A 12,786-nucleotide genomic window follows, 5' to 3' on the forward strand; every position below is an offset into this window, starting at 1 on the left:
GGACCCCGCCCTCACACCCTCAATGCGAGCGAATCATCGTCCCATAGGCCTGCTCGGTCAGGATCTCCAGCAGCATCGCGTGCGGCACGCGGCCGTCGATGATGTGCACCGAATTCACGCCGCTCTTGGCCGCGTCAAGCGCGCCGGCAATCTTGGGCAGCATGCCGCCGGAAATCGTGCCGTCGGCAAACAGCGCGTCGATCTCGCGCGCGGTCAGGTCGGTCAGCAGCTTGCCGGACTTGTCCAGTACGCCGGGCGTGTTGGTCAGCAGCACCAGCTTCTCGGCCTTGAGCACGATGGCCAGCTTGCCCGCCACCACATCGGCGTTGATGTTGTAGCTCTCGTTGTGCTCGCCAAAGCCAATCGGGCTGATCACGGGGATGAAGGCATCGTCCTGCAGCGCCTTCACCACGCCCGGGTCGATGCTCACGATGTCGCCGACCTGGCCCACGTCGTGCTCCTTGCTGGGGTCCTGGTTGTCGACCATCTTGAGCTTTTGCGCGCGGATCAGGCCGCCATCGCGCCCGGTCAGCCCCACCGCCTTGCCGCCGGCCTGGTTGATCAGGCCCACGATATCCTGCTGCACCTCGCCGGCCAGCACCCATTCGACCACCTCCATGGTCTCGGCGTCGGTCACGCGCATGCCCTGGATGAACTCGCCCTTCTTGCCGAGCCGGTTCAGCGCCGTCTCGATCTGCGGGCCGCCGCCGTGCACCACCACCGGGTTCATGCCGACCAGCTTGAGCAGCACCACGTCCTCGGCAAAGTCGGCCTGCAGATCAGGGTCGGTCATGGCGTTGCCGCCGTATTTGATGACCATGGTCTTGCCATGAAACTTGCGGATGTACGGCAGCGCCTGGGCCAGGATTTCGGCCTTGTCGCGCGGGGCGATCAGGGTGGTGTCGGTCATGTTGCCTCCTTGTTATTGCCCTCTTCCCACAGCATCTGGCGCAGCAGGCCGCGCCAGGCAAATGCGGCCGCCAACAAGGCCGCCAGCAAGGCGCCCAGCACGATCACCATGCGCGGGCTGGGGCGCTCGGGGCGGCTGGGTACCGATGGCGTGGCCACAAACTGGGCCTGCGACAGGAAGCGCGCACTGATCTGCGACACATCGGCCGCCATCGACGACAGTTTTTCTTTTTCTGCATCCGTCTTGGCTGTTTTGGCAAGCTGGGTAATCACGCCGGAAACCCGGGTCACGCTGTCGCTGCCACTTTGCGCCTTCCCGACTGCCGCCTCGGCCTCATCGATCAGGGCTTTGGCGAAAGCTTGCTGTTCGATCTCGCGGTCCAGCCTTTGCAGATTTTCCTTGATGCCAATCACTTCGGACTCCGCGCCGACCAGTTGCGCCATCGGCGTCATGAACTTTTCGTTGTCCTTGCGCACGTCCACCACCTGCTGGCTCTCGCGCCGCGCCGCCTCGGGGTAGCTGGCCACGATCACCTTGAGCGCCTTGGCGCGGGCTTGCGCCTGCTCGATGTCGAATTCGTACTTCAGCTTGCGCTCAGTCGCCCGGTCCGCAAACTGCCGGCTGTCGGCGGCCCAGCGAAAAACCTGGTCGCGCAACGCCTCGCGCGCAGCCACTTCCTTGAAGTACGAGCCTAGCCAGGTCGCCACTTGCGCGGCCCGGGTTGCGTCGTGCGCGGTATACGTCAATCTCAACCCCAGATAGACCATCAGCTTGCGCTCACGCTCCCGCTGGCGATCTTCGCTGCCGTTCCGGTTGTCTCTGCTGTCTCTGCTGTCCCTGGCATCCTGATCCGGTTGCAGCAGGACGTCCGGTATGTCTTTGGCATCGGCCTTGCTGATTTTTGGAATCGGGCTATGCCACTGGCCTTGGCCAACATCAGTTTCCAGTCGTTCCATCTCCTGCGCATTCAGCCCGGGCAGCGGCACCACGCCGGCCATTTGGCGCACGGTGGCCGGCGCGTCCGCCAGCTCGGTAAACCGCTTGTACTCCGCCGGGCCCATCTCCATGCTGAGCACGCCCTCGGACTTGTAGCGCAGCAGCGGGCCGTAACCCAGCACACCGCCCAGCACCGCCCCCAGCACCGCGGCAATCACCACCACACCTATCTTCCGATTCATAAACACTCCAAATTTTGCGGGCCATCATGCCACGCGATTTTCCGGCTCCGGCGCGTAGCCGCTGACCAATTGCATGAATATGTTTCTGATCGCCGCCGCATCATTGCCGTTGGCGGCACGACGCAGGGCTACCAGGGATTGCTCGAGCTCGCCCCAGGCGACAAAATCTTCGCGCGCCTTCATGATCCGCTCGTGCGCCGTGGATACCGGGTCGTCGCCGATCAACAGCTCTTCATACAGTTTTTCACCGGGGCGCAGGCCGACAATCTCGATTTCGATGTCGCCATCCGGGTGGTCCGCGTCGCGCAGCGACAAGCCCGAGAGCTGAACCATGCGCCGCGCCAAGTCCATGATCTTCACGGGCTGGCCCATGTCCAGCACAAACACGTCACCGCCTTCCGCCATGGCGCCGGCCTGCAACACCAGTTGCGCCGCCTCAGGGATCGTCATGAAATAGCGCGTCACCTCTTCGTGCGTGACGGTCACCGGACCACCCGCCCGCAACTGCTTGCGAAACAGGGGCACCACGCTGCCGCTGCTGCCCAGCACGTTGCCGAAACGCACCATCGAAAAGCGCGTCTGGTTTGGCACCTCAGGGCCGGGCTGGCCGTCGAGCGCGCAAAAGCGCACGCGCGGGCTGTCCGCCAGCGCCTGCAGCACCAGCTCGGCCATGCGCTTGGTGGCGCCCATGACGTTGGTGGGCCGCACGGCCTTGTCGGTCGAAATCAGGACAAAATTTTCTACCGCCGTCTCAATCGCAACGCGCGCAATGTTCAAGGTGCCCAGCACGTTGTTCAGCACCCCTTCGGTGGGGTTGCTCTCGACCATCGGCACATGCTTGTAGGCGGCGGCGTGGTAGACGGTGGCTGGCCGGTAGCGCTGGCAAATTTCCTTCATGCGCTCGTAATTGCGCACGCTGCCCAGCAGGGGCGTCAACTGCACGGGCAGTGCCGCGTCGGCGCACAGGCCGAGCAGTTCGCCATGAATCGCATAAAGCCCAAATTCGTTGTGATCCACCAGCACCAGATGGCGTGGCTTCTCCAGAATGATCTGGCGGCACAGTTCCCCCCCAATGCTGCCGCCCGCCCCGGTCACCAGCACCGTCTTGCCGGCCAGGTGGCGCGCCAGCAGGGCCGGATTCGGCGGCACCGGGGCGCGCCCCAGCAGATCTTCCACGTCCAGCTCCTGGAAGTCCTGCATGGTGACCCGCCCCGCCGCCAGGTCGCCCATGCCCGGCAAGGTGCGCACGTGCACCGGCAAGCCGCGCAGGCTGTCGATGATCTCGTTGCGCCGCGCGCGGCCCACCACGGGCATGGCCAGCAGGATATCGGTCACCCCCATGCGCTCGATGGCGCCGGGCACTTCGGCCGGCGTCATGATGTCGACCCCGTTGATGCTTTGCCCGGCCTTGGACACATCGTCGTCAATAAACCCGAGCAGCACAAACTGCCGGGCCACGCCCAGCGCCAGCGCGGTTTGCACTCCCGCCTCGCCCGCACCGTAGATCAGCATGCGCCCCTCGGCATGCGGTTTTTTACCTCCTACCCCTGCCAGCCAGAAACGGGCCATGGCACGGCTGGTGCCCACCAGCAGCAGGAACAACAGCGGCTGGATCAGCCCGACGGTGCGCGGCACGCCCTGCCATTTGAAATACAGCAGCGCAGCAAAAAACAGGGCTGCGTAAAGGGCGATCGCCTTGGCCGTACTGGCCATGGCCGCCAGCCCTGTATAGCGAAAGATCGCGCGGTACAGCCCGAAGCGGATAAAGATTGGCACCGCAATCAACGGCGCCAGGGCATAGACATATTTTTGCTGCCCCTGCGGCCAGCCGACCTGATCCACCCGCAAGTAAAAGGCGGCCCACACCGAGAACAGGGCCAGACAAATATCCAGCAGCATGACCACCAGACGTTTGGCGGGGCGGGGCAGCGCGAGCAAAGGGGCTGCTGATCTATGGAATGGCATCTGGATTTCTTTTCAACTTATTATTTCGCGTGCATTTACTGTTCCACCAATGCCTGCACATCAGCGATCAGGCTGGGCACCAAAGTGCACAGTTCCTGGATGGTGGATTCCTCGACCTCCAGGTAACCCTCGTACTCGGCCAGATTTCTTTGCCGATGCGCCGCATCCAGCACGCGCCAGCGATTGGGTGGCCAACCCACGGTGTGGGCCAGGCACTGGAAAACGGTGTATCGGTTTTCGCTGCGATAGCCGTGCCAGCGCAGAGCCGCGAGCGCTGCCGCGTGGGCGGCCGTATAGGCACTGGCAAAGCGCCCTTCACGGGAAAGGCTACCCAACTGCGCGTCTGCCAGGCGAGTCCGGGCCAGTTCCAGCATGCGTTTGACCTCGGCCGCGTTGCGTGGCTCGGGCTTCAGTTGGCCGATACGAACCAGGTTATCCAGCGCGGGCAGGCTCATGGGCATCTCCAATCAATGCGACAGTCGGCTGCGACAAGACACGATTGACAAACGAATCGGGCTCGGCTCGGCGTCGTTCAAACTCCTGGGGTGTATAGCAGCTTGGATTGATTTTTCGACCCAATAGCGCCTCTACCGGTACAAGCCGCTCCAGAACGTCGCCCAGCAAGAGATCGGTCCCGACCAGCATCACATCAATATCGCTTTGCGCCGTATCTGTTTGCCTGGCCATCGATCCATAGAGCCACGCAGCTTGCAGATGCGGTGTCAAAGGCGTCAATGCGTCCCGCAACAGGGGCACCGCGCCAAGCGTCTTGCGCGTCAACGCGACCAATTCACCAAAAACGGGGCTTTGCGGGTTGGCGCTGAAGCGCCGCAGGTTGCCGACCCGCTCTGAATGCACCAGCCCCGCATCGGTCAAGCGATTGAGCTCCCGCTGCAAAGATGCGCTGCCCAAGCCGGTAAGACGCCGCAATTCGCTCAGGTGGTAGCTGCGTTCAGGCTGCCCAAATAGCCACGGGTAAACCCTTGACTGGCTCTCTGAAAAGAACGCTTCAGCAATCGACATGCTTAGATAATAGCACGATCATGCCAATTATTGGCACGTTGACTTTGCGTCTAGCTTCACTTTGCGACCTGCAACAAGGGTGCGAATAAAACAGTTGGCATTAATTGGAATTTGGCGGCTCATCCGCCCAATTCTCAAGCCGCAACCCTGGCACCCGGGCGAATTCGCGGGTGTTGTTAGTCACCAGGACGGTATTGGACGCCAGCGCATGGGCGGCGATCATCGTGTCAAGTGCGCCGATGGGCTGGCCGCGTCGCTCCAGTCCTGCGCGCAACTCCCCATACTGCCAAATAGTGGAGGCGTCAAAAGGCAGGACGTCCAGCGGCGCCAGGAACATCTCCAGCGCCTCCCGGTTGCGAGCGGAACCGCTTTTGGCCACTCCAAAGGCCAACTCCGCGGCCGTGACGCTGGAAATGCCGATATTCCCCATGCGCTCCTGCCTGAAGCGCGCCAACACCGCAGGCGGCCGGGCATTGATCACATAAATGCAAATATTGGTGTCCAGCATGTAGCTGATCAAGACGCGATCTCCTCGCGGGCCTGCGCGGCGGGCTGATCGCGGCTGATCTGAAACCCCGGCTCGAAAGCGTCCAGCGCCGCGTCAAGCATGGCCCAAGGCTCATTCACCGGCAGCAGCAAGACTCCGTTTCCGAAATGCCGCACAGCGACCTCCACGCCCTCAAAACGGTACTCTTTGGGCAGACGAACCGCCTGGCTGCGCCCCGACTGAAAAAGACGTGCGGTATCCATAAGCACTCCCCGAGAATTGATAACTACCAATGGTAACCACCATTACGAATAAAAGCAAGCCCATAAATTAATTGGAATCTGACCCCCATTAATTTCAATGCGAAACTCCATCGCGGCGCAGCACCTTCACAAACGTCATCCACAGAATGCGCAGGTCAAACCCCAGCGATTGCCGCTGCAGGTATTCCACATCCAGCTTGACCTTGTCCGGGATCGGCAGTTCATCTCGCCCATTGACCTGCGCCCACCCTGTGAGCCCAGGCACCAGTTCATGCACCCCATGCTGCGTGCGCAAGGCAATCAGGTCCTGCTGATTGAACAAGGCAGGGCGTGGCCCCACAAAGCTCATGTCGCCCACCAAAATGCTCCACAACTGCGGCAGCTCGTCCAGGCTGCTCTTGCGCAGGAAAGAGCCGATGGGCGTCAGATACGCCTTGGGGTCCGGCAGCAAATGGGTAGCAACGGCCGGCGTGCCGATGCGCATGCTGCGGAACTTGGGCATTTTGAAAATCTTGTTGTGGCGGCCCACCCGATCGGACCAAGCCAGAACGGAGCCCGCAAACTGGTTCAGCGGCCTGCCTGCCTCAAAACAGCGGCCAGCACCTTGCAAGTTTTCGCAATCTCATCCTCGGTCAGCGTGGGATGCACCAGAAACATCAGGCTGGTTTCGCCCAACTCACGCGCTACGGGCAGACGCTCGGCCGGACGCCAGCCGGTATGGTCGAAGGCCTTTTCGAGATACACCTCAGAGCACGACCCCTGGTAGCAAGGAACACCTTCGGCCTTGATGGCTTCCACAATGCGGTCGCGATCCCAGCCAGGGGCCAGGCGATCAGGCCGCACATACACATAGCATTTGTAATGCGCATGCATGCTGCCCGCAGGCACGGCTGGCACACGCACCACCGCATGCGGACGGCAGGCGGCCCAAATCGCCTCGGCATGTCGCGTACGTTTCGCCGTCCAGTCGGCCATGCGGCGCAGCTGGATGCGGCCAATGGCGGCCTGCACCTCCAGCATGCGCCAGTTGGTGCCAAAGCTTTCATGCACCCAGCGAAAGCCCGGCGGATGCTGGCGCTCGTACACCGCCTCGTAGCTCTTGCCATGGTCCTTGTACGACCACATGCTGGACCAAAGCGCGTGGTCGTTGGTGGTGACCATGCCACCCTCGCCTGCGGTGGTCATGATTTTGTCCTGGCAAAATGACCACGCACCCACGTGACCTATAGACCCAACGCTACGATCTTTATAGCGCGCGCCATGCGCCTGGGCGCAATCCTCGATCACCTTAAAGTCATGCGCCTGCGCCAGCGCCATGATCGGATCCATGTCGCAGGGCCAGCCGGCCAGGTGCACGCAAATCACCGCTTTGGTCGCGGGCGTGAGCACCCGGGCGATCGTGGCGGCAGACAGGTTGCCGCTGTCGGGCTCCACATCGGCAAACACCGGCATGGCGCCGGCATTGACCACGCACGAGACGCTGGCCATGAAGGTGCGCGGCGTCACCACCACCTCGTCGTCCGGGCCAACGCCCAGCGCCTTGAGTGCGACATCCAGCGCCAGCGTGCCATTGGCCAGCGCCACGGCATGCCCGGTGCCCGTCCACGCGGCAAACTCTTTTTCAAACGCGCGGCATTCCTGTCCGGTCCAGTAATTGACCTTGTTGGACAGCACAACGTCGCGCACGGCATCGGCCTCTTCTTCGGTAAAGCTCGGCCACGGGGAAAATTCGGTATTCAACACAATTCAACCTTTCAAAAATGGCTTCGCCGGGTTGCCCACCACGGTGACACCGGGCGGCACGTCGCGCGTGACCACCGCGCCCATGCCAACCACAGCCCCCCGGCCAATCACCAGCGGCTGCCCCGGCTTGCCCTGCTTGATGACAGCGCCCGTACCAATGTAGGCGTGGTCCTCGATGACGATGTTGCCATTGCACTGAACCCCTGGCGCGAAGGTGACGAAATCGCCGATCACGCAGTCGTGCTCCACATAACTGTACAGATTGGCATGAAAGTGTCGTCCGACACGGATATTGGACGTGAGCGTGACAAAGGGGCTCAGCACCGCGCCCTCGCCCAGCGTCACCTCGTCCATGGTGACCACGTTGGCGGCGGCCACCGTCCACGGCTGCACGCCATCGGCGGCGCAACGCGCGGCCAGCTTCTCGCGCACGACACTGTTGGCAATGGCCAGCACCGCATGACGAGCGCCGGCTTGCGCCTGCAGGAATTCCGCATAGCGCAGCACCCGTTGGCCATTGACCATGGGCGCCTTGGGCTGGTCGTCCACAAACACCAGTTGCGTGGCCGCAATGCCCTGGCGCAGCAATTGCGCACGCGCCAGTGGCATCACCCCTCGACCGCAGCCGCTGACACCGTATACGGCAAAAAGAGGCAGTGTCATCGCTTGTCCCCGATTTGCGAGCCGGTGAAGCGCGGCATCGTGGCTTCACCCGCAGCGCTGATGCCGTCGCGCACCAGCACCTTGCGCACCGTTCGCCACAGAATCTTGACGTCCAGCGACAGCGTGCGGTGGTCAACGTACCAGACGTCAAGCTTGAACTTGTCGTCCCAACTCAGCGCATTGCGGCCGTTCACCTGCGCCCAGCCGGTGATGCCGGGGCGCACCTCATGGCGGCGCGCCTGCTCGGGCGAGTACAGCGGCAAATACTCCATGAGCAGCGGGCGCGGGCCGACCAGGCTCATATCGCCCCTGAGCACGTTCCATAGTTCGGGCAACTCGTCCAGGCTGGTAGCACGCAGGAAGCGGCCAAAGGCCGTGAGGCGATCGGCATCGGGCAGCAACTGGCCATCGGGTCCGCATGCATCAGTCATGGTGCGGAACTTGACCATCCGGAACGGCCGGCCATGCAGGCCTGGACGAATTTGACGAAAAAACACCGGGCTGCCCAGCTTGCGGCGCACCTGCCACATCAAAAATAATAGCGGCAGGCCTAGCAACAGCAAGGACAGGGCAGATAAAGCAGTATCGAAAATTCGCTTCACGCAATTCCCATCTCGCGCAACATCACGGCATTGACCTTGTGCACATCGTACTTGTCCTCGGCCAGCTGGCGCGAACGCCGGCCCATGCTTTGTGCAAGCGCTGGCGCATCAATGAAACGCTGCATGGCCTGCTCCAGCGCCTCAATGGATTTGACAGGCACCAGAAATCCGTTGTCGCCATCAACTACGGTTTCGCGACAGCCAGGAGCATCTGTCGTAATGACGGCACGCCCCATGGCCATGGCTTCCAGCACAGTACGCGGCGTTCCCTCCCGGTAAGAAGGCAACACATACACGCTGCTAGCCCGAATCGCTGGGCGCACGTCGGACAGGCGTCCCAAATACTCCAGTGCGCCCTCGGCCACCCAGGAATCCAACTCGGCCTTGGCAATAGCGTCAGGGTTGGAGTCGATCCATCCCACCAAACTGCACCTCGCTTCCGGATGTCGGTTCCTGACCCGGCGTGCCGCTTCAGCGTACTCGCGCACGCCCTTGTCACCCAGCAGACGCGCAATCAGCAAAAAGTGAACGCCATGTTCAGCCAGCGGCGCCACGGCATATTGCGCCACATCCACCCCGGAGCCATTAACTACGCACGACGGAATCCCGGGCAGCAAAATGCCTGCGCTGCGAAACAAAGATTCATCATCGGGGTTCTGGAAGAACACCTTGTGCGTGCGTCCCAAGGCCAGCGCATACAACCGCTGCACGATCAATCGCAAGGCACTACGTCGAGCCTCCCCCTGGAATGCAAAACCCAAGCCGGTGATGAGCGCAAAGCGCTTCGGCACGCGCGCCCACCAGGCTGCCAGCGAACCATAAATTGCGGGTTTGATGGTGTAACCCATCACATAGTCGGGGCGAATCGACCGCATCAGGCACCACAGGGACAGCAGCGTCTTCAGGTCGGCCAGTGGGTTCATGCCGGTACGTCGCAGTGGAATGGAGTGCACAACCAAACCCTGTAACTCCAGCTTCGTCCGCACTTCATCACCACGCGGAACATCCGGAGCAGCCACATGCACCTGCAAACCTTTGGCCTGCAAGGCAGAAATCAACGCTCCCCTGAAGTGCAGCAGCGATTCGGGGAACCCCGCTATCAGCAAAAACTTCATTGGGCCGCCAGCCACGACTGAAACATCAACACGCTCCACAGACGATGTGCCCAGTTGCGCCTTCCGCTCAAATGCTCGGCCCACATCTGGCGTACCGGCTCAGGATTGAAAAAACCCTCCTGACGCAGACGTGAGCCCTCGAGCAAATCCTCGGCCCAACTGCGCAGTGGCCCACGCAACCAGTCGTGCAGCGGAATGCCAAACCCCATCTTCGGCCGCTCTATCAGTTCGCGTGGCACGTGGCGATACAACACCTGGCGTAGCGGCCACTTGGTCTGGCCGTCCCTCAGCTTGTATTCAAGAGGAAGGCGCCAGGCAAATTCAAACACCCGGTGGTCCAGAAATGGCACCCGGGTTTCCAGGCTGACACCCATGGCAGCACGGTCTACCTTGCACAGAATGTCGTCGGGCAGGTAGCTGATAGCGTCCAGCGCCATCATGCGCTCGACGCCGCTCAAGCCATCCAGCGCCGGGCGCAGCCCCGTCAGGTTTGTGGGCGGCTCTTGCCCATTGATAACCCACTGCGCAGGATTGCGCAATTGCGACACAAGCCCCAGATACAACTCATCCACAGAGCTGCTAGCGAGCACACCCGCGCCCTTGTGCAGCTTGTCGCCAAAGGTGGCGTGTTTCACTGCCCCTGGAATCCAACCCGACAGCCGATCCCACGCGGCGGGTGAGAGCGCCGTGATGGCGCGGGCTGCGGCAGAGCGCACAGGCGCCGGCACACGCGCCAACTTGCGCCACAAGCTTGAGGTGATCTGGTAGCGGTTGTAGCCCGCAAACAATTCATCCCCTGCGTCCCCCGAGAGCGATACCTTGACGTGCTGCCTCGCCAACTCGCTCACCAAATAAGTGGGGATTTGGGATGAATCTGCAAACGGCTCGTCATACAACGCTGGCAAACGCGGAATGACGGCCATGGCCTGCGCGGGGGTGACATACAGCTCGGTATGCTCCGTGCCCAGGTGCTGCGCGACGGCCTTGGCGTGCTCGCCTTCGTTGTAGCCCTGCTCTCGAAAGCCGATGGTGAAGGTCTTGACTGGCCTTGAAGACTGAGCCTGCATCAATGCCACAACCGTCGAGGAATCAACGCCGCCAGACAAAAAGGCCCCCAGCGGAACATCGGCCATCATCTGCCGGGCCACAGCATCCTTGGCCAGCCGCTCCAGCTCAGACACGGCCTCGTCGGGTGAGCCAGGAAATGAACTCGCCTGGCCAGACTGTGCCACGCTAACGGCACTCCAATAAACCTGGATGCGCGGCTCTGGCGCCGTCACGGAGACGGTGAGCAGACATCCGGGCTCCAGTTTGGCAATCCCCTGGTAGATCGAATATGGAGCCGGCACATAGGCATGCCGCAACAGCAGCGACAGCGCGCCCCGGTCAACCTCGGCGGCAAAGGCCGGATGGGCGCGAAGCGCTTTCAATTCCGAACCGAACAAGAACGTCCGCTGGTTGCCCGTGCCTTGCCAGCCGTAATAGAGTGGCTTTTCGCCCATGCGGTCGCGCACCAGGGTCAGGGTGCATGCGGCCTTGTCCCAGACAGCAAAGGCGAACATGCCAATGCAGCGCTCCACGGCGCCCCGTATGCCCCAGGCGTCAAATCCGGCCAGCAGGGTTTCGGTGTCCGAATGGCCACGCCAGGCCAAGCCGTCCATCTGCTCGCGCAAGTCCAGGTGGTTGTAGATTTCGCCGTTGAAGGCAATTACATACCGACCGCTGCCCGACGTCATGGGTTGATGCCCGGCAGGCGACAAATCCACAATGGACAAACGCCGATGGCCGAAGCCTATACGGGCCTGTGCATCGCACCACACCCCGCCATCGTCTGGTCCGCGGTGCAAGAGGCGATTGGCCATCGCGGACAGCAGCGCCTCGTCATCCTGTCCACCATTGGATGGTCCGCCGAGAAACCCCGCAAAACCGCACATTACCGAGTAACCTCGTCCGCCGAAGTGCGATAACCGACGGCACACCAGTATGGCAAATTCGGAGAGAATTCAACTCTCTCCAATCCTGCACGCTCCATCATTTTTCTTATTTGCACGCGCGTAAAACGTTGCTCCAAGCGTGTCCCGAAGCGATCCAGTGCATCAGTTCGCATCGTATAAAAGCTACAGTCCTTGTATGAGCTCAATGGTATATTTCTTACATCTATACCAGCTTTTCCAAGCCCTAGAGTCAATTTTGCGATCGGGTAGTAAACCGCGCCGGCGATGATTTGACTTACCCAATATCTCAAAATATGAGGTAATTTCGAAACAACATTTCTTATAATATCGCTTAATTTCCATATTGCTCTAAACCATATGGGGCGATTATCGAATGCATAATATAGGTAAGTTAAGAATGGCGCACCAGGTTTCAATTTCTGCACGCAGGAGGTGATGGCAGATTGCGTATCCGGCACATGATGTAATACACCTAAAGAGTAGCCGAAATCCATGCTTGCATCTTGCAATGGGATGGAATCCACGCTCGCCAAGTGAAATTCACAGTTATCGTTTCCAATTAAATTCCGCTTGGCCACTTTCAAGGCAACGCTTGGATCAATGCAATGCAAATGCCCGACCCTTGGCGCAACCAGCTTCGCCCAACGCCCGCTCCCACAGCCCAGATCAAATCCCACCGCATTTGACGGCAAAGAACTCCAAGGAAAAATTGCGAAATACATTTCGAATATCCGTCTCTGCTCCTCCAGAGGGAGCGCGGATTGATCGAATCTCTCCCATTCATCACCGAAACCATTTACGGTTTTCGGGTCTAGATTATTGGTTTTGGTCGCCGTCATTTTTCAATAGCCCCTAATTGCAAAAACCCACAAATTCAAACGC

13 protein-coding genes and 1 pseudogene are annotated in these 12,786 nt (G+C 60.9%); all 14 read right to left on the reverse strand.

Annotated features, from left to right (window positions below; translation table 11 throughout):
- Nucleotides 1-19: 19 nt before the first annotated feature.
- Nucleotides 20-910 (reverse strand): acetylglutamate kinase, encoded by an 891-nt coding sequence (argB, locus tag EUB48_RS18855; RefSeq protein ID WP_142820625.1) that lies wholly within the window; start codon nt 908-910, stop codon nt 20-22.
- Entirely contained in the window at nt 907-2,088 is a 1,182-nt protein-coding gene (locus tag EUB48_RS18860) for a hypothetical protein (RefSeq protein WP_142820626.1), read from the reverse strand. The genes argB and EUB48_RS18860 overlap by 4 nt, the downstream gene beginning before the upstream one ends.
- 24 nt (nt 2,089-2,112) lie before the next feature.
- Nucleotides 2,113-3,987 (reverse strand): polysaccharide biosynthesis protein, encoded by a 1,875-nt coding sequence (locus tag EUB48_RS18865; protein WP_420821462.1) that lies wholly within the window; start codon nt 3,985-3,987, stop codon nt 2,113-2,115.
- Between the two features lie 101 nt (nt 3,988-4,088).
- On the reverse strand, nt 4,089-4,508 hold the full coding sequence (locus tag EUB48_RS18870) for a hypothetical protein (protein WP_142820628.1): 420 nt from the start codon (nt 4,506-4,508) through the stop codon (nt 4,089-4,091).
- A complete protein-coding gene (locus EUB48_RS18875) occupies nt 4,486-5,076 on the reverse strand; it encodes a transcriptional regulator (RefSeq protein WP_142820629.1) in 591 nt (196 codons plus the stop codon). Before EUB48_RS18875 ends, EUB48_RS18870 begins: the two co-directional genes overlap by 23 nt.
- Before the next feature lie 100 nt (nt 5,077-5,176).
- The gene (gene vapC, locus EUB48_RS18880; RefSeq protein WP_244618268.1) at nt 5,177-5,596 is read right to left on the reverse strand and encodes a type II toxin-antitoxin system tRNA(fMet)-specific endonuclease VapC; all 420 of its coding nucleotides are present in this window, start codon (nt 5,594-5,596) and stop codon (nt 5,177-5,179) included.
- Complete coding sequence (locus EUB48_RS18885) at nt 5,593-5,826, reverse strand: antitoxin (RefSeq protein WP_142820630.1); 234 nt, start codon at nt 5,824-5,826, stop codon at nt 5,593-5,595. The genes vapC and EUB48_RS18885 overlap by 4 nt, the downstream gene beginning before the upstream one ends.
- A gap of 94 nt (nt 5,827-5,920) precedes the next feature.
- Nucleotides 5,921-6,382, reverse strand: a pseudogene (locus tag EUB48_RS18890) (sugar transferase); the annotation flags it as partial.
- 11 nt (nt 6,383-6,393) lie between these two features.
- Nucleotides 6,394-7,569 carry a DegT/DnrJ/EryC1/StrS family aminotransferase gene (locus EUB48_RS18895; RefSeq protein ID WP_142820631.1) on the reverse strand — a complete coding sequence of 392 codons (1,176 nt, stop codon included), beginning with the start codon at nt 7,567-7,569 and terminating at the stop codon, nt 6,394-6,396.
- A 3-nt stretch (nt 7,570-7,572) separates the two neighbouring features.
- A complete protein-coding gene (locus EUB48_RS18900; RefSeq protein ID WP_142820632.1) occupies nt 7,573-8,232 on the reverse strand; it encodes a NeuD/PglB/VioB family sugar acetyltransferase in 660 nt (219 codons plus the stop codon).
- The gene (locus tag EUB48_RS18905) at nt 8,229-8,834 is read right to left on the reverse strand and encodes a sugar transferase (RefSeq protein WP_142820633.1); all 606 of its coding nucleotides are present in this window, start codon (nt 8,832-8,834) and stop codon (nt 8,229-8,231) included. Before EUB48_RS18905 ends, EUB48_RS18900 begins: the two co-directional genes overlap by 4 nt.
- Nucleotides 8,831-9,949: a glycosyltransferase family 4 protein gene (locus EUB48_RS18910; protein ID WP_142820634.1), complete on the reverse strand. Its 1,119-nt coding sequence runs from the start codon at nt 9,947-9,949 to the stop codon at nt 8,831-8,833. Before EUB48_RS18910 ends, EUB48_RS18905 begins: the two co-directional genes overlap by 4 nt.
- The gene (gene asnB, locus EUB48_RS18915; RefSeq protein WP_142820635.1) at nt 9,946-11,883 is read right to left on the reverse strand and encodes an asparagine synthase (glutamine-hydrolyzing); all 1,938 of its coding nucleotides are present in this window, start codon (nt 11,881-11,883) and stop codon (nt 9,946-9,948) included. The genes EUB48_RS18910 and asnB overlap by 4 nt, the downstream gene beginning before the upstream one ends.
- Complete coding sequence (locus EUB48_RS18920; protein ID WP_142820636.1) at nt 11,883-12,743, reverse strand: class I SAM-dependent methyltransferase; 861 nt, start codon at nt 12,741-12,743, stop codon at nt 11,883-11,885. The genes asnB and EUB48_RS18920 overlap by 1 nt, the downstream gene beginning before the upstream one ends.
- Nucleotides 12,744-12,786: the final 43 nt, after the last annotated feature.

It is taken from the genome of Rhodoferax sediminis (assembly GCF_006970865.1).
GTDB lineage: Bacteria > Pseudomonadota > Gammaproteobacteria > Burkholderiales > Burkholderiaceae_C > Rhodoferax_A > Rhodoferax_A sediminis.